Source organism: Amycolatopsis sp. YIM 10 (genome assembly GCF_009429145.1).
Classification (GTDB): Bacteria; Actinomycetota; Actinomycetes; order Mycobacteriales; family Pseudonocardiaceae; genus Amycolatopsis.
In genome coordinates, this window is the sequence record NZ_CP045480.1 from 1,363,700 (window position 1) to 1,380,283 (window position 16,584).

Sequence of the window (16,584 nt, forward strand, 5' to 3'; positions counted from 1 at the left end):
TCGGGGAAATTTCGCGAAAATAAGTTGCCCCGGCCACCCCGTGGCCCATAACCTGCAGGTACCCGGGTGAAGCAGCCCGGAAGAAACCGGCTTGCCGAGCTCGGCTCGAGCGCCGCGATGGGGATGGGAGGTGTCTGGCGTGAAGATTTTCTTCTTGAACGATAACCCGGGCACCACTGTGTCCTGCGCCGCCGCCGGCCGGGATGCTCGCGCGCGCCGCGGCACCGGTATGCCTTCGGTCGCTCAGCACCGCTCGATCGCCGCCGCTCCGGAACAGGTTTTCCGTGGGCGTAGCGCCGCCGAGTTCACCGCTGAGGCCGGCATCGGGAATGTGCTCCCGAAGCCGCTGCCGACCTATGTCCTGCCGACGACCGCTGATGCCCAGGGTGTCAAGCCGATCCAGATGCACGTTCCGCCTCCCCTCATAGAGCGAGGTCCCTGACAGTCCCGTCAGGAGCAGGCTCACGAAGGCCGCGGAACCGTACATCGGATCCGCGGCCTTCGTGTTTTTACGTCCAAAACAACAAGAAACCCTTACTACACAAGGAGAACGGAATGTCTTCGGCGATCGCCTTCGCGCCTGAGGAGGCTCTGCCCGACGAGTACGGAGTCGGTGACCTGCTGGATGCCGTTGCCTCGCCCGAGCGGGAGCTGCCGTGCCGCTCCGGCGACGCGGACCTCTGGTTCGCGGAGGCCCCGGCGGAACTCGAGCGCGCCAAGGTGCTCTGCGTGGACTGCCCGGTCCGCGCGGCCTGCCTGGCGGGCGCACTGGCCCGGCGTGAGCCGTGGGGTGTCTGGGGTGGCGAGATCTTCGAGCGCGGCGCTGTGGTCGCGCGCAAGCGGCCCCGTGGCCGCCCGCGGAAGAACCCCGTCGAGGCCCCTGCCCCGGCTGCCGCCAAGAAGCCGATGCGCCAGGGAGTCGAGGCGGCATGACCGACACCGGCCCGTTGACCGACCCCACCGGTCGGCACGAGAACACCCAGCACGACACGGAGTTCGGCCGACCGAACCCCGCGCCAACGATGATCAGGGAGATCAACGAAATGTTGCTTTATGAAGAACTGGCCAGAGCCCGAATACGGGACCTGCACGTCACCGCTCGCGGTGACCGGACGTGGCGCCACGCCCGTCCGTCGCGCCGGAACGGACGCCTCGGCCGCTGGGCGGCCAAGCAGGCACGCCGGTCCACCCGGTGATCCGGCGGGCATAACACGGTGACCACCCGCGGGTGGGGAAGCGGCTCGGGGGCCGTTTCCCCACCCGCGTTTGCGTGTTAGATGAGGACCATGGCTTCCGGACACCACGGCCACGGTCACGGGCATGGTCACACGCACGACGAGATGGACTGGGCGGCACGAGCCGATCGGCTGAAGGTGGCCGATCGCCTCGCCGCCGAGGCCTACGCCGAGGTCGCCCAGCGGCTCACCGCCACCCTTCCCGCCGAGCCGACCGTGATCGACATCGGTCCAGGCGCAGGCGGGATGAGCGCCGCGCTCGCCACCGAGCTGCGCTCCCGCGGTGGTGGCACCGTGGTGCTGGTCGATGCCGTTCCGGAACTGCTGGCGCTGGCCGAAGCCGCCGTCAAGGAGCACGGTGGCGCCGAAGTCACCGTCCGGACGGTGCTCGGTGACGCGGCCGAAGTCGACTTCGATGAGTTCCGCGCGGACCTGGTGTGGGCTTCAGCCGTGGTGCACCACCTCCCGGACCAGCAGGCCGCGCTCGCGCGGATCGCGAAGGCCGTCCGGCCAGGCGGGCTGCTCGCGGTCAGCGAAGGTGGACTCGAATCGCAGAACCTGCCCTGGGACGTGGGGGTCGGCGAGCCAGGAATCGAGCAGCGCCTCCACGCCGTCGGCGCCGAGTGGTTCGCCGCCCTGCGTGCCGGGATGGACGGCGTGGTCCGGATGCCCTACGGCTGGGGAATCGCGCTGGCAAAAGCCGGCCTCACCGACGTCGGCAGGTTCAGCTACCTGGTGGACAAGCCGGTTGCCCCGCATTCCGACGTCGCCGCCTACGTGGTCGAGCGGATCCGGTTCATGGCAGAGATCGCCGGAGACGACCTCGGCGAAGCCGACCGGGACGCCCTCGCCAAGCTGCTCGACCTCAACAGCCCGGACTACCTGGGGGCGCGAGACGACCTGTTCGTGCTGCAAACCCGGACCGTGCACCACGGACGTGCCGGATGAGTGCGGAGGAGCCGGTCGCCTGCGCGCGTTGCGGGACCCTGCGCGGCGAGGATCCGGCGCAGGCACTGACCTGGTCCACCCAGGTCGAGCGGGGCGTGCGGCAGTGGCTGTGCCCGGACTGCTCACGAACCCATGTCCGCGACATCGAGGGCAAGCTGCCCGACGAATACTGGTGAGCATCACGCCGCCCGAGGGCGCAGTCTGGTCACCGACCGGACCGGCGGGCGTTTGCGGTCGGTCGCCGCCTTGAAAGCACAGACCAGCTGCCGGGTGACCGCGGGTATGTCGTGCATGTCGTCGGTCGAAGTGCGGACGAGCACCACCCCCGCGGCCGACAGCGCGAGATAACCCAGGTGCCCGTGCTGTGCGTTCGGCGGAATTCCCACCTGCCAGCCCAGCGCTATTTCGTCCCACCAGGCGTCGACCTGACCGATACCTCGCCCGGCCGAATCGCAGACCGTGACGTTCCATTGTGGCGGCGGCACCGGAACGTGGCGAAGCAACCGTTTGGCCTTGCCGTTCCCCTGGCGGCACGCCGTGCCGTTGAGATGGCGCAGCATCGTGCGAACCCCGGACACTCCGCGCTGCCCGCCGGTGAAGGTCGCCGCGGTCAGCTCGTCCAGCCCGCAGAGTCCGAAGTAGACGGTCCGGGACAGCAGATCGCGATGGCGGTCTTCGTCGGGCTCGCGGCGGGCGGCGTCCACTGCGGCCCTGGCGGGCGGAGCGTAGGGCAGGCCGTTGAGCAGGACCGGTTCCGGCAGCCTCGACGTGCGTTCGATGAGCAGTCCGGACTGCGTCGATCTTCGATGGGCATCCACCAGGAGGTGGATTGTCGGCGGTGGGGGCAGCCCGACACCGTGCGCGTTCAGCGAGTCGATGCCGGTGATGACCGTGCGTTGCCCGAGCGAGGTGACCGCGGCGCGCAGCAGTTGTGAGCGGGTGGGCTCGGTGTCGCTGAGCAGGACGGTGTTGGTGAACAGCCGGCGCCACGGACCGCCGGGACGGCAGCGGTAGCTGATGCCGGACGGCGACAGGCCGGCGGTGCAGAGCTCCTGCACGGTCAGGATGTTGTCCCTGGCGAGGGTGCGGAGCTCGGCCAATGCGAGGTTGCTGAGGCGGGTCATGACTTCGAGCTTCGCCGGGAGGACGGGCGGGGGCCAGCGTTGCGGAGAAATGTGGATAACTCGGGCCGCGAATGGTGACTTTGGCCAGTTTGGCTGGGAGCTGTGGATAACCGGCCGGGGATTCGACGCCGGACTGGCGGTCGGCGGTGGTCGTGGGGTAGACCTTTGATTGCCGGCGGGCTCGAACGCCGGAAGATGAATTATCAGCGGCGTTTTACCAGGTCATGCATGGTCCGGGGAGTGGGGCAACAGGCCTGGTTGCTTTGATGGGCCGGCGTATTGCTGGTGGCGTGAATGCTGGAGCGCGAATTGTTGGTGTCGTGGCTCGGTTGTTAAAGGAGTCGTTGGCGGATGGCGTGGTGATGGCGCGGCCGGCCGGGCTGCGGCATCTGGCGGTGGGGTGAGTGTGTGGGCCGACGTCAGCCGGCGAAGCCGGGTTGCCAGTGTTCGACGATGGAACGGAGGGCGAGTTCGGCGTCCAGTTGGCAGAGAATGCCGACGGCGCCCGCGGTGACGCGGTGGATGAGCAGCCAGTTCGGCGGCAGGTTCAGCGAGCGGCCGGTGCGGAAGTCCTGACCGCGGGGATCGCCGAGGCGGCCGGCCTGCTTCTGGGCCCAGCGCCGGGTGAAGTGGAAGCGTTCGGTGGTGAGCGGAGCCACGAACGGCGCCAGGTAGGCCTGCACATCGGCCGGGTCGAGCGTGGTGCCCGGACGGACGAAACCCTCCTGCCGCAGGGCTTCGAGCAGTTTGACCGACTCGCCGTCCAGTGCCAGCCGCATGATCACGCCCAGCATGGGAGGGGCGCCGTTGGGCAGGCGGGCGACGGCACCGAAGTCGATGACGCCGAGCCTGCCGTCGTCGAGCAGCATGAAGTTGCCTGGATGCGGATCGGAATGGAGGAGGTGGGCCCGTACCGGTGAGGAGTAGTGGAACTCGGCGAGCAGCCTGCCCGCTTCATTGCGCTGCTCGGTGGTGCCCTCGGCGATGATGCGCGAGAGCGGGGTGCCGGTGATCCACTCGGTCACCACGACCTTGGGGGCGCTGGCCACCACCTTCGGCACGAGGACCTGGTCGTCGCCGTCGAAGGCCTTGGCGAAGCCGCGCTGGTTCTCCGCCTCGGAGCGGTAGTCGAGTTCCTCGTCCATCCGCTCGGCGAGTTCGGCGAGCAGCGGTTTCACCTCGGTGCCCGGAACGAACGCCTGGAACAGCCTGCTCAGGCGCTGCAACTGGCGGAGGTCGCTGCGCAGGGCCTCGTCGGCGCCCGGGTACTGCACCTTCACGGCGACCTCGCGGCCGTCGTGCCAGACCGCGCGATGCACCTGGCCGATGCTCGCCGAGGCCGCGGGCTCGTCGCTGAACTCGGCGAACCGCTCGCGCCACGACCGCCCCAACTGCTCTGCGAGCACCCGGTGGGTCTGTCGGGCGGGCATCGGGGGCGCGGCCGACTGCAGCTTGGTCAGGGCCTCCCGGTACGGCGCGGCCATCTCGTCGGGGACGGCCGCCTCGAACACGCTCAGCGCCTGCCCGAACTTCATCGCGCCGCCCTTGAGCGTGCCGAGCACCTCGAAGAGCTGTTCGGCGGCCTTGGCCGAGAGGGTCGCGTTGACCTCGTCCGCGCTCTGGCCGGTCAGCCGACGGCCCCAGCCGCCGACCGCGCGCCCGGCCATGCCGAGGGGGAGCGAAGCGAGCTTGGCCGTGCGAGCGGCGGCTCGCCTTGGCATGGCGGCGTCTTCGGCGTTGTCGCGGGAGTCGGTCACCTACGCGATTGTGCCTTGTCGATCTCGGGGTGCGCAGCCGTTGACCGGAGACAGTGTGGGCTACGTCGCACGTCGTAGCGCGGTTCGCTCAGTACGCGGGTTCGACCGCACCGCAGCCGCAGGCCGGGTGCGGCGACCAGTGGCGCCGGCGCAGCTTGCCGGTGTAGGTGTCCAGTTCGAGCACTCCGTTCCAGGTCGGCGGGGGTTCGTGGTGCTGGTGCAGCACGCGCAGCGCCTGCCGGGTGGCGAATCCCGCGACGGCGTAGACGTTGGCCGCGTCGGCCTCCTGCTCGCGCCCCGCCAGCTGCCCGGCCACCGTCGGCCAGCTCGAATCGGCGCCGGAGCGGTACAGATCGGCGCAGCGAAGGCAGCTGCTCCGGCCCGGGTACACCAGCGGGCCGACCAGGCCGAGGCCCTCCCGCACGCGCACGACCAGATGAGGGAGGCCCTCCACGTGCAGTTCGCCGACCACGTCCGGGGCGGGCACCACCGAGTCGGTGAGCAACACCAGCTCGGGCAGGCGGCGGTCGGTCAGCCGGGTGGTCCTGACCATCGGGCTCGCGCGCCGGATCGCGGCGGCCATCGCCTGGCGCCGGAGCTTGCCGAGGTCGCTGTCGACGTAACCGGATCCGAGGTCGCGCTCGGTGACGTACCCCTTGGCGCGCACCTCGATGTGGCCGACACCCGCTCGGGCGAGCAGGGTGGCCATGGCCACGGCGAGCCGCCCGCCGCCGCGGATCGACACCGCGCAGTGCGCCCGCTCGCTGGCGAGTTCGGTGCTGCTGCGCTTGGTGCGCAGCGACCAGAGGGCCGTCTCGGCGGAGTTGTTCAGCGGGCCCGCCGGACCGGCGTCCTCGATCAGGCCGAGCCGGGTGAGCTTGGTCAGCAGGGTGCGCAGCTGCTCGGCCTCGGCGCTCCCGGTCATGCCGAACAGCTCGGTGGTGGTGTGGCTGCCGTCCAGTGAGCGCAGCGTCGCCACCAGCGCGGGACTGAGTTCGGTGGCGACGACGCCGTGGCGCGGGTCGAGGCCGATCTGGACCTCGCCGCGGCCGCGGTCGAGCACGGGCAGGCCGGGCAGCACTCGCGGGCGAGGTGGCAGGGGAACCTCGGGAGGATCCGTTTTCGGGTTGATCATGTGACAGAGCGTGCGCCAGGGGCGCTAACAATCCACTAAGAATGCGGCGAGTTGTCCACAGGCGTGTCTACGTTGTGGACAACTCGGACGATGTGACCCGCAAGCCATCGGAGTTGTCGGTCCCTGGCCTTACCTTTGTCATGTGGCCGACGCACGGGTGCCCTCGCCGAGGAGCCGGGAACACAGCAAACTCGCACAACCGAAGATCGAAGTACGCAGGAGCAAGCGGCGACGGCGGACCGTCACCGCGTACCGCGAGGGCGAGACGCTCGTCGTCCTGATCCCCGCGTTGATGACCAAGACCGAAGAGGCCCACTGGGTCGCCGAGATGCAGCGCAAACTGCAGCGGACCGAGCTGCGGAGAGCCTCGCCTGCCAGAGAGTCCGACGCCGCGCTGCTGGCCAGGTGCGCCGAACTCTCCGCCCGCTACCTGGACGGGGAGGCGAATCCCTCGGTGGTCCGCTGGGTGCCGCCGATGCGGACCAGGTGGGCGTCCTGCACGCCGGTGGACGCCAGCATCCGGGTCAGCGAACGCCTGCGGGAGGTACCACCGTGGGTGCTCGACTACGTGCTGGTGCACGAGCTGGCACACCTGAAGGTGGCCGCGCACAACGCCGAGTTCTGGGCGCTGGTGCGGCGCTACCCCAAGACCGAGCGGGCGATGGGCTACCTGGAAGGGCTGTCCTCCGCCGCGGGCCTGGGGATCGCGACGGAGGACTGAGCGTGGCGAAGGAGTGAGCGTGGACGTGGACGAGCCGGGTCAGCTCTCGTCGCCGGAGGTGTCCGGCTTGTCCTGCTCGCGCTTCTCGTCTTTGTCCTGCTCGCGTTTCTCGTCCGCGGCGCGCTGGGCGCGTTCGATCTCCGCCATCGGATCGGACTCGCTCTCGCCGAGGCGCTCGGAGAACGCCATCGGGTCGTCCAGGTCGTCCGTGGTGGGCATCAGGTCCGGGTGCGACCAGAGGTTGTCCCGCTGGTCGATGCCGTGGGTGTCGCCGACCAGCTTCCACAGCGCGGAGGCGGCGCGCATCCGGCGCGGGCGCAGTTCGAGCCCGACCAGCGTGGCGAAGGTCTGCTCGGCGGGCCCACCGGTCGCGCGGCGGCGGCGCAGCGTCTCGCGCAGCGCGTCGGCACCGGGCAGGCGGTCGCCGACGGCCTCGGCGACCACCACGTCGACCCAGCCCTCGACCAGTGCGAGCAGAGTTTCGAGGCGGTTCAGCGCCGCCTTCTGCTCCGGCGTGGTCTGCGGCTCGAGCAGGCCGGAGGACATGGCCTCCTCGATGCTCGCCGGGTTCGACGGGTCGATCCGGCCGGCCAGCTGCTCCAGCGCGGAGGTGTCCACCGTGATGCCGCTGGCGAACTCCTCGACGGTGGCGAGCAGGCGCTGCCGCAGCCACGGCACGTGGGCGAAGAGGCGCTGGTGCGCGGCCTCGCGAGCGGCGAGGAAAACCAGCACCTCGCTGCCGGGGCGCTCGAGGCCCTCGGTGAACTTCTCGATGTTCGCCGGGAGCAGGGCGGAGGTGTTGTCCGGGCCGAGGGGCAGCCCGACCTCGGTGGAGGTGAGCACCTCGGAGGCGAGCTGACCGAGCGCGCTGCCGATCTGCGAGCCGAAGGCCATGCCGCCCATCTGCCCCATCATCGACAGCAGCGGGCCGGCGGCCTGCTTCGCCTCTTCCGGCATGGCCTCCACCCAGGCACCGGAGACGCGCTTGGCCACCGGGTCGCACAGGCGCTGCCAGGTGGGCAGGGTCTTCTCCACCCAGTCGCGGCCGGTCCAGGCCACCGTGGTGGTGGCGCCGGCGGGCAGGATGGTCGCCGCGTCCAGCCACAGCTCGGCCAGGTGGGCGGCGTCGCGCACGGCTGTCCCGGAGTCGCCCTGCGCGGCGAAGCCGATCGTCACCTCTCCGCTGGAACCCAGCTGCTGGAGCGCGATCTGCTTGGCGAGGTCGTAGTTCACCGGGCCCGTGGAGCTGCCGGCCTGGCTGAGCATCTGCCCCAACTGGGAAAGCATCTGCCCCAGCTGGTTGAACGCGTCGGCGCCCTGGCCGAACTGGCCACCCTGATCGGACGGGTCGTTGTCTCGACGCTTTTCGGGATCGGGCGGTCCGAAGCCGAAGGGGGGTTTGCTCATAGGTCCACCGTACGCGGGTCGTCCGCGCAGCACCTCGTCACCGCGCGTCGTTCTCGCACGGCTGAGACGGTTCCGCGACGCGAAACGCGCGCCTGGGCCGGGTGACCGCCGATGGTCACCGTACGCTGTCTCCTCGTGAGTGAGTCGCGCGACGAAACCACGGCCGAAAAGACCCGCCCGGGTGCCTACGACCCGTACGTGTCGCCCGCGGCGGAAGAAGACGAGTCCGGGCACCGGTTGACCCGGCGAGGCTGGACGCTGGTGTTCAGCAGTGCGCTGGTGCTGGTTTTTGTCATGTGCGGGCTGTTCGTCCGGGTGCCGTACGTGGCGCTGGGGCCGGGCCCGACCTACGACACCCTCGGCCGCGTCGACGGTGTGCCGGTGATCGAGATCAAGGGCCATCAGACCTTCCCCACCAGCGGGGAACTCCGGATGACCACGGTCTCGCTGACCGACGAGGTCTCGCTGTTCGAGTCGCTCGGCTACTGGGTGAGCGGGCGGTACGCGCTGGCCCCGCGCGAGGAGTACTTCAAGCCGGGTGAGTCGGACGAAGAGGTCAAGCAGCAGAACGTCAAGCAGTTCCAGGACTCGCAGAGCAACGCCGAGGTCGCCGCGCTGCGCAAGCTCGGCGAGCCGGTGAAGGTGCTGGCGAAGGAAGTGGTGGCGGGCAGCCCGGCCGACCACGTGCTGGCGGCGGGCGACCGGCTGCTCAAGGTCAACAACACCGACATCACCAGCGAGGAGAAGGTCCGCGAGGCGCTGGCGGGCACCCGGCCCGGCGAGACCATCCAGATCACCTTCCAGCACGAGGGGCAGCCCGCCCGCACCGAATCGCTGACGCTGGCGCAGAACCCGGACCCCTCGCGCACCGAGGGCTTCATCGGGCTGCAGCCGATCGAGCGCGCCGACGTGCCCTACGACGTGTCGATCACGCTGCAGGAGGTCGGCGGGCCGTCGGCCGGGCTGATGTTCGCGCTGGCCATCGTCGACCAGCTCACCGAGGGCGAACTGGTCGCGGGCGAGCACGTGGCCGGGACCGGGGAGATCACCGAGCGCGGTGAGGTCGCCCCGATCGGCGGCATCAGCTTCAAGGTGGTCGCGGCCCGTGAGGCCGGGGCGACCACCTTCCTGGTGCCCGAGCAGAACTGCGCCGAGGCGGCCGCGGCCGCGCCGGAGGGGCTGAAGCTGGTGAAGGTGTCCAACCTGGACGGCGCGCTGACCGCGCTGGAGGACCTCAAGGCGAACCGCCCGACGCCGTCCTGCTGAGACGAGACGTCTCAAGGGCGGCTCAGGGGGCGAGCGTCGCCTGAAGGGCTTCGACCAGGTTCGGGGCGAGGTCCGGGCTCTCGATGATCTCGTCGACCGGTTCGCCATCGGCGCCGCCGATCCCGCGCAGCCGCATCACGCAGGACGCCTCGCCACCCCGGAGCACGGCGGCGACGAGCCGGGCCTCGGTGCGGCGCGGGTGGTCCGCGGCGGCCTGGCGCAGCCGGTCGGCGTCGGATTCGCCGACCTCGGCCAGCTCGTCCTCGGCGTCCGGCGGCAGGACGATGATCTCCTGGGCCAGCGCGCAGCCCACGACCAGATCCGGCCAGGCGATCCGGCCCAGTGCCTCGGCGAGGTCGCCTTCGGGCAGCGCTTCCTGCGCCACCGGGGTCAGCTCGGCGTCGGCGTCGAGCTGACCGGCCAGCTCCGGCTGCTGGGCGAGGAGCGCCCGCGTCGGCACCAGAGCGAACAGCTGCGGCGGTTGCTCCCAGCCGCCCGACGCCACGAACTCCTCCACCTCGCGGGCCAGTGCGCCCACCCGGGCCGCCGGCTTCTCGCTCTCCGTCATGCGCACATCGTGGCAGGCTCCGCGAGCGCGGTTTTACGCGCCCGGTTTGGGCGGTTCAGGGAACTCAGGAGGCCATCCGTAGAGTTAGGTATCCAGGGGCAGTCGGCGAGGATGCCGGTGCCGGTGCCCCGAGGTACCAGATCACGACAACAGGAGCGTGTGCAGTGGCCACTCGGCCCCCCGTGAGCCTGCCGAAACTGTCCAAGCGCAGCCGGATACTGCTGATCATCGCGGCCGTTGTCGTGCTGGCGCTGCTACTGGGCGCGAGACTGCTCGATACCTACGTCGACTGGCTGTGGTTCGGCGAGGTCGGCGCCCGGAACGTGTTCACCACCGAGCTGTACACCCGGATCGGCCTGTTCTTCGCGGTGGGCCTGCTGGTCGGCGGCGCGCTCGCGCTCAGCCTGGCCATCGCCTACCGCACCCGGCCGGTGTTCGTCCCGGTCTCGGGCGCGGACGACCCGCTGGCCAGGTACCGCTCCACCGTGGTCGCGCGCATCCGGCTGTTCGGCATCGGCATCCCGGTGGTGGCCGGCGTGGTCGCCGGCTTCTCCGGTCAGGACGCCTGGCAGCGCGTCCAGCTGTTCTTCAACGGCACGAACTTCGGCCAGACCGATCCCGAGTTCGGCAACGACGTCGGCTTCTACGCCTTCGACCTGCCGTTCTACAACTGGCTGCTGGGCTGGCTGTTCGTCGCGATCGCGGTTGGCTTCATCGGCGCGCTGCTGACGCACTACCTGTTCGGCGGCATCCGGCTGGCAGGCAAGGGCGGGCAGATGGCCGGGCCGGCGCGGGTGCAGCTGGCCATCACGATCGGCCTCTTCGTGTTGTTCAAGGCGGTCGAGTACTTCCTCGACCGGTACAACCTGCTGTTCTCCGACCGCAACGCCCCGCTGTTCTACGGTGCCACCTACACCGACCTGAACGCGGTGCTGCCGGCGAAGCTGATCCTGCTCTGCATCTCGGTGTTCTGCGCGATCGCCTTCTTCGTCGGCGCATTCCTGCGCAACATCCAGCTCCCGGCGATCGCGCTGGTGCTGCTGGTCCTGTCCAGCATCCTGGTCGGCGCCGCCTGGCCCGCCGTGCTGGAGCAGTTCTCCGTGCGCCCGAACGCGAACGAGAAGGAAGCGCAGTCGATCCAGCGAAATATGGACGCGACGAAGTTCGCCTTCGATCTGGGGGACGTCAAGTACGACAACTACACGGGCAAAACCACGGCCACCCCGGCCGAGGTGCGCGCGGACAAGGGCACCATCCCGAACATCCGCCTGCTCGACCCGGACGTGCTGACCCCGACCTTCACCCAGCGCGTCGGCCGCGAGAACTTCTACGGCTTCCCGGAGAAGCTCGACGTCGACCGCTACGAGGTCAACGGCAAGCGGCAGGACTACATCGTCGCCGCGAAGGAGATCAAGACCGAGGGCCTCGCCGAGAACCAGCGGACCTGGATCAACCGGCACCTGGTCTACACGCACGGGAACGGCTTCGTCGCGGCACCGGCGAACACCATCGACCGCGCGGTCGGGGACGCCACGGCCACCGGCCAGGGCAACTCCGACGGCGGTTATCCGATCGCGACCACCAGTGACACGGTGAACCCGACCGGCTCGGGCATCAAGGTCGACGAGGCCCGCGTCTACTACGGCGAGCTGGCCACGGACTACGCGATCGTCGGCGGGCAGCAGGGCAAGGCGCCCGGTGAGTTCGACACCGCCTCCGACCGCAGCTACCTCTACAAGGGCACCGGCGGGGTGCCGATCGACGGCTGGTTCAACCGGCTGGTCTTCGCGGCGAACGAGGGGGAGCGCAACATCCTCTTCTCCGACGCCATCAGCGAAGGCTCGAAGATCATGTACAACCGCGACCCGCGGGACCGGGTCAGCAAGGTCGCGCCGTGGCTGACCGTGGACGGCGACCCGTACCCGGCGGTGATCGACGGCAAGATCCAGTGGATCGTCGACGGCTACACCACGATGAACAACTTCCCGTACGCCCAGCAGACCCAGCTGGGCGCGGCCACACAGGACTCGCTGTCCGGGGTGGCGAGGCAGCAGAACAGCTCGCTGAACTACATCCGGAACTCGGTCAAGGCCACCGTGGACGCGTTCAACGGCACGGTCACGCTGTACTCGCTGGACGACAACGAACCGGTGCTGAACGCGTGGAAGAACGTGTTCCCCGGCATCGTGAAGCCGAGTTCGGAGATCACCCCGAGCCTGCGTGAGCACTTCCGGTACCCGGAGGACATGTTCAAGGTGCAGCGCGAGCTGCTGACCAAGTACCACGTGGGCAGCCCGCAGGAGTTCTTCTCGACCCAGACGTTCTGGAGCGTGCCGCCGGACCCGACCAAGGACGGCGGGCTCGACCCGAGCGCGAACGGGCCGAAGCAACCGGCGTACTACGTGATGGCGCAGGCGCCGGGCGATACCGAGCCGAAGTTCCAGTTGACCAGTTCGCTGACCGCGTTGCAGAGGCAGTACCTGGCGGCGTGGGTGTCGGTGTCGTCCGAACCGGAGGACTACGGCCAAATCAGAGTCCTGCGGCTGCCCAGTGACGGCAGCAACCAGAACGACGGTCCGGTGCAGGTGCAGAACCGGTTCCAAAGCGACCCGGACTTCGCCGAGCAGAGAACGCTGCTGGGGAACCAGAGCGTCAACGTGATCCCCGGCAACCTGCTGACGCTGCCGCTCGCCGACGGGTTCATCTACGTCGAACCGATCTACATCCAGCAGCGGAACGCGAACAGCTTCCCGCAGCTGGCCCGTGTGCTCGTCTCGTACGGGTCGAAGGTCGGGTTCGCACCGACGCTGAACCAGGCGCTCGACGAGGTGTTCGGACCGGGTACCGGTGAGGCGGCGACGGGACCGGATCAGGGGCCGCCGCCGACGGCGACCCCGCCGCCGCCGACCGATCCGAACTCACCTCCGTCGTCGGCGAATCCGCCGCCGACGCAGGGGCAGAACGTGCCGTTGCCGCCGACCACCGGCAACCCGCAGATCGACCAGGCGGTCGCCGACATCGACGCGGCGCTGACCAGGCTGAAGGCGGCGCAGCAGTCCGGTGACTTCGTCGCGCAGGGCCAGGCGCTGTCCGACCTGGAGGCGGCGGCCAACCGGTACGAGCAGGCGAAGGCGGCCGCCCAGCCGCCCGCGGGAGGGTGACGTCGGCAACCTTTGGGGCACCCGCTTTGCACCGCCGGGAAACCACGGCGTAAGGTTGGTGTCACAACGCGGGGTGGAGCAGCTCGGTAGCTCGCTGGGCTCATAACCCAGAGGTCGCAGGTTCAAATCCTGTCCCCGCTACAGAGGGGAAAGAGGGTCGTGTCCACGGACACGGCCCTCTTTCGTATTTCCGGGAGGACAGCGGTGCGGGCCAGTCGCCTGGTGTCGATGTTGTTGCTGCTGCAGGCGCGCGGGCGCATGACGGCGCGGGAGCTGGCCGCGGAACTCGAGGTCTCGGTGCGCACCATCTACCGCGATGCCGAGTCGTTGCACGCGGCCGGGATCCCGCTGTACGGCGATGCCGGGCCGTCGGGCGGGTACCAGTTGCTCGACGGCTACCGCACGCGGTTGACCGGGCTCACCGCGGAAGAGGCCGAGACGTTGTTCCTCACCGGACTGCCGGGGCCCGCGGCGGAGCTGGGGCTGGCGCAGGTGGCCGGGGCGGCTCAGCTCAAGGTGCTCGCCTCGATGCCGGCCGAGTTGCGGGAGCGCGCCGGGCGCATCGCCTCGCGATTCCACCTCGACGCGCCCGGCTGGTACTCCGACGCCGAGGAGACGCCGCACCTGGCGGCCGCGGCCGATGCGGTGTGGACCAAGCGGGCGCTGCACGTCCGCTACCACCGCTGGCGCGAGCCGAGGGACGTCGAGCGCACGCTGCACCCGTACGGCCTCGTGCTCAAGGCCGGTCGCTGGTACCTGGTGGCGAGCAGCGGTGAGCGGACCGCGACGTACCGGGTGAACCAGATCCTGGAACTCAGCGAAGGCGAGCGGTTCGAGCGGCCGCCGGAGTTCGACCTCGCCGCGTACTGGGCGGCCTACCGCGCCGACTTCCAGGCCCGGCGGCAGCGCGGTGCCGCGGTGATCCGGCTTTCCCCGTCGGGGGCCGAGCAGTTCCCGGACGCGTACTCGGCCGACGTGGTCAAGGCGTTCGCCGAATCGGCCGGCGAGCCGGGGGAGGACGGCTGGGTGACCGGCACGATCCCGATCGAATCGATCGCCTACACCGCGGGTTACCTGCTCCGGCTCGGCCCCGAGGTCGAGGTGCTCGATCCGCCGGAGTTGCGTGACCGGATCACGCAACTCGTCGACGGTCTGTCGAAGCTCTACGAACGTTAGTCCGCTGTGGACATTCGGGGCGGGTGCGCGCGTGGTAGGCGACCGCGGCGACGCCGATGCCGGCGCCCCAGGCGAGGTAGCCGATCACCGCGAGCCAGAGGAAGAGCGCGTTCTCGGTCGGTTCGCCGGACACCGCGCGCAGGACGAGTTCGACCAGACCGAACGCGCCGAAATAGGAGACCAGGCCGAGCGCGAACAGCGCGGCCGGGATCAGCAGCACCAGGCGCGGCACGCTCTTCCCGGCGAGCGGCAGCACCCAGTGCGGCCAGATCTCGCCCCAGCGGTGCACCAGCGCCAGCGGCAGCAGCGTGCCGCCGGCCAGCATGCCGACGATGAAGACCCACGCCGCGGTGGACATGCCGATCGGAAGATCGTCGTGCCAAAGGGTTTGCGCGCCGAACCGGAGGGCGCACCCGGCGACGGCGACGTAGCCGGCCACCAGCGCCCACCGCGGGCGCACGGCGAGGCGGGTCTCGCCGTCGATCCGGCCGCAGTCCGGGCAGGCGCCCCGCAGCCATCGCCGGCGCGTGAGCGTGAGCCTGGCGAACGCGAGGCCGGTCAGGGCGCACCCGAGCCGCAGGAGGAACGGCTGGAGGGCGAACGGCAGCTCCAGTCCGGGCAGGGCGATGGCGACCAGGTCGAGGACGAGCACGAAGCCCAGCGCGGTCAGCACGGCCGCCACCGCCCATCCTGCCGCGAGCACGGCCCGGTCGGCCCTGGGCGCGAAGGCGGCCAGCGCACCGAGCAGGCAGACCGCGGCGACGGCCCAGCCGGGTACCGCGGACAGGTCCGCGTGGCGATCACCGCCGGGAAGCGGCACGAGGAGCCGGAGGGCTCCGTAAGCGAGGGTCCAGCAGCCGAGGACAATGGCCCAGGGGCGCGTGCTTGTCGTGTTCACCGGCTGAGCGTCGGCCGAGCGGGGTGCCCGGCACTTCCACCGCGCGAGCGAGCCGCCTCCCTCTCAGGTCGGAAATCCGGCTCTGACCTGCGGTTATGGTACTAAGTACACCCGGTGTCGAGTGGCCGGGAACCGCCCTGTAATCTTGTTTTCACAACGCGGGGTGGAGCAGCTCGGTAGCTCGCTGGGCTCATAACCCAGAGGTCGCAGGTTCAAATCCTGTCCCCGCTACCACCGAAGAGGCCCGGTTCGTTTCGACGAACCGGGCCTCTTCGTTTGTGTTCGCTCCGTGTCCGGTCGTGTGCCGATGGTTGCGCTCGAGTCCATATTGGGCTGTCGGGGTGGCGAGTGGACAGTCCTTCTCGCACATGGTGCGCCTATTCGCACCTGGTGCAATTTTTGTGGACGAACGAACTCAGCAACCTTGGCCGAGTCCTCGGCCGACACACTGGCCGACCGTGCGGTGTGATGACGTTTCCGCTGGTCAGGACCATGAAAGCAACTGTCACCTCGAGTTGACGTTGGGTGTCCGTCCATTATGGACTCGATCGCACACTAGGCCGAAAGGGGGTTTTCCGGCGGAAGTGAACTAGCCATTGTGGACTCAACGGCTGGCCACTGTGGACAGAACTGGGGAGAAGTGGGAACGTAGAAGGCGTGTCCGATTTGAATGCAACAGCCGCAGCCCTGCTCGGTCTGCTCCACGACGGCCCGGCCACCGGCGGGCAGCTCGTCGCGGGAGCGGAGGAACGATTCGGCGCCTTCTTCAGCGTCACGCGCAGCCAGGTCTACCGGGAACTCCCGGCGCTGGCGAAGGAAGGCCTGGTCCGTCTCGGCAAGCAGGGACCGCGCTCCAGTCAGCAGTACGTGATCACCGCCGCGGGCAAGAAGGCCTTCAAGGCGTGGCTGTCCTCCGACGCCGGGCCCGACCACCTTCGCAGCCCGCTGATCCTCCGCCTGGTGCACGCCGGCACCTTGACGGCGAAGCAGCGCTCGAGCCTCGTCGAGCAGGCCCGCGGGGCCTACGCCGAGGACCTCGACGCGGCCAAGGCGGCGATCAAGGCGGCCGAGGACCCCTACGCGAAGGCGGTGGCCGAGTTCGGCCAGGCGCACGCGAAGGCGGCCCTCAAGCTGGTCGACGCGATCCCGCAAGCCTGAACAGCGGAGTTCGCGGCCGGTTTTCTGCGA

Annotated in this window: 16 protein-coding genes and 2 tRNA genes; 12 read left to right on the top strand and 6 right to left on the bottom strand. The window is 69.7% G+C overall.

The window, feature by feature from the left end; genetic code table 11:
* The first annotated feature begins 139 nt into the window (after positions 1-139).
* The 5 genes from YIM_RS06635 to YIM_RS06655 all read left to right on the top strand — a co-directional run bounded on the left by YIM_RS06635 (position 140) and on the right by YIM_RS06655 (position 2,359).
* Positions 140-442, top strand: a complete 303-nt coding sequence (locus YIM_RS06635) for a hypothetical protein (RefSeq protein ID WP_153029490.1) — start codon at positions 140-142, stop codon at positions 440-442.
* Positions 443-555: 113 nt separating this feature from the next.
* On the top strand, positions 556-933 hold the full coding sequence (locus YIM_RS06640) for a WhiB family transcriptional regulator (protein WP_153029491.1): 378 nt from the start codon (positions 556-558) through the stop codon (positions 931-933).
* The gene (locus YIM_RS06645) at positions 930-1,196 is read left to right on the top strand and encodes a hypothetical protein (RefSeq protein WP_153029492.1); all 267 of its coding nucleotides are present in this window, start codon (positions 930-932) and stop codon (positions 1,194-1,196) included. The genes YIM_RS06640 and YIM_RS06645 overlap by 4 nt, the downstream gene beginning before the upstream one ends.
* A 90-nt stretch (positions 1,197-1,286) precedes the next feature.
* Entirely contained in the window at positions 1,287-2,183 is an 897-nt protein-coding gene (locus YIM_RS06650; RefSeq protein WP_153029493.1) for a bifunctional 2-polyprenyl-6-hydroxyphenol methylase/3-demethylubiquinol 3-O-methyltransferase UbiG, read from the top strand.
* The gene (locus YIM_RS06655; RefSeq protein ID WP_153029494.1) at positions 2,180-2,359 is read left to right on the top strand and encodes a hypothetical protein; all 180 of its coding nucleotides are present in this window, start codon (positions 2,180-2,182) and stop codon (positions 2,357-2,359) included. The genes YIM_RS06650 and YIM_RS06655 overlap by 4 nt, the downstream gene beginning before the upstream one ends.
* Before the next feature lie 3 nt (positions 2,360-2,362).
* Here YIM_RS06655 and YIM_RS06660 read toward each other — a convergent pair whose 3' ends face one another.
* From YIM_RS06660 to YIM_RS06670, 3 genes are all read right to left on the bottom strand, one after another.
* Positions 2,363-3,307: a hypothetical protein gene (locus YIM_RS06660; RefSeq protein ID WP_153029495.1), complete on the bottom strand. Its 945-nt coding sequence runs from the start codon at positions 3,305-3,307 to the stop codon at positions 2,363-2,365.
* A 419-nt stretch (positions 3,308-3,726) separates the two neighbouring features.
* Positions 3,727-5,064: an AarF/ABC1/UbiB kinase family protein gene (locus tag YIM_RS06665; RefSeq protein ID WP_153029496.1), complete on the bottom strand. Its 1,338-nt coding sequence runs from the start codon at positions 5,062-5,064 to the stop codon at positions 3,727-3,729.
* 88 nt (positions 5,065-5,152) lie between these two features.
* Positions 5,153-6,199, bottom strand: coding sequence for a TOMM precursor leader peptide-binding protein (locus YIM_RS06670; RefSeq protein ID WP_153029497.1), 1,047 nt, complete (start codon positions 6,197-6,199; stop codon positions 5,153-5,155).
* A 205-nt stretch (positions 6,200-6,404) separates the two neighbouring features.
* Here YIM_RS06670 and YIM_RS06675 point away from each other — a divergent pair, with 205 nt between their 5' ends.
* Positions 6,405-6,920 carry a M48 family metallopeptidase gene (locus YIM_RS06675; RefSeq protein WP_153036830.1) on the top strand — a complete coding sequence of 172 codons (516 nt, stop codon included), beginning with the start codon at positions 6,405-6,407 and terminating at the stop codon, positions 6,918-6,920.
* A gap of 39 nt (positions 6,921-6,959) precedes the next feature.
* Here YIM_RS06675 and YIM_RS06680 read toward each other — a convergent pair whose 3' ends face one another.
* Positions 6,960-8,327 carry a zinc-dependent metalloprotease gene (locus YIM_RS06680; protein WP_153029498.1) on the bottom strand — a complete coding sequence of 456 codons (1,368 nt, stop codon included), beginning with the start codon at positions 8,325-8,327 and terminating at the stop codon, positions 6,960-6,962.
* A gap of 135 nt (positions 8,328-8,462) precedes the next feature.
* On the opposite strand from YIM_RS06680, the gene YIM_RS06685 reads away from it, so the two are divergent.
* Complete coding sequence (locus YIM_RS06685) at positions 8,463-9,593, top strand: PDZ domain-containing protein (RefSeq protein ID WP_228004584.1); 1,131 nt, start codon at positions 8,463-8,465, stop codon at positions 9,591-9,593.
* 22 nt (positions 9,594-9,615) lie between these two features.
* Here YIM_RS06685 and YIM_RS06690 read toward each other — a convergent pair whose 3' ends face one another.
* Entirely contained in the window at positions 9,616-10,161 is a 546-nt protein-coding gene (locus YIM_RS06690) for a PPA1309 family protein (RefSeq protein ID WP_153029500.1), read from the bottom strand.
* Positions 10,162-10,325: 164 nt separating this feature from the next.
* Between YIM_RS06690 and YIM_RS06695 the strand changes: the two genes are divergently transcribed.
* The 3 genes from YIM_RS06695 to YIM_RS06705 all read left to right on the top strand — a co-directional run bounded on the left by YIM_RS06695 (position 10,326) and on the right by YIM_RS06705 (position 14,498).
* The gene (locus YIM_RS06695; RefSeq protein ID WP_153029501.1) at positions 10,326-13,322 is read left to right on the top strand and encodes a UPF0182 family protein; all 2,997 of its coding nucleotides are present in this window, start codon (positions 10,326-10,328) and stop codon (positions 13,320-13,322) included.
* A 67-nt stretch (positions 13,323-13,389) separates the two neighbouring features.
* Positions 13,390-13,463, top strand: a tRNA-Met gene (locus tag YIM_RS06700).
* A 63-nt stretch (positions 13,464-13,526) separates the two neighbouring features.
* The gene (locus tag YIM_RS06705; protein ID WP_153029502.1) at positions 13,527-14,498 is read left to right on the top strand and encodes a YafY family protein; all 972 of its coding nucleotides are present in this window, start codon (positions 13,527-13,529) and stop codon (positions 14,496-14,498) included.
* On the opposite strand, the gene YIM_RS06710 is transcribed toward YIM_RS06705, so the two are convergent.
* Entirely contained in the window at positions 14,455-15,396 is a 942-nt protein-coding gene (locus tag YIM_RS06710; RefSeq protein WP_153029503.1) for a hypothetical protein, read from the bottom strand. The two genes, YIM_RS06705 and YIM_RS06710, sit on opposite strands and share 44 nt — an antisense overlap.
* A 157-nt stretch (positions 15,397-15,553) precedes the next feature.
* Between YIM_RS06710 and YIM_RS06715 the strand changes: the two genes are divergently transcribed.
* Together YIM_RS06715 and YIM_RS06720 are read left to right on the top strand one after the other, a co-directional pair.
* Positions 15,554-15,630: transfer RNA gene (locus YIM_RS06715), tRNA-Met, on the top strand.
* A 423-nt stretch (positions 15,631-16,053) separates the two neighbouring features.
* Positions 16,054-16,554, top strand: coding sequence for a PadR family transcriptional regulator (locus tag YIM_RS06720; protein ID WP_153029504.1), 501 nt, complete (start codon positions 16,054-16,056; stop codon positions 16,552-16,554).
* Positions 16,555-16,584 lie beyond the last annotated feature (30 nt).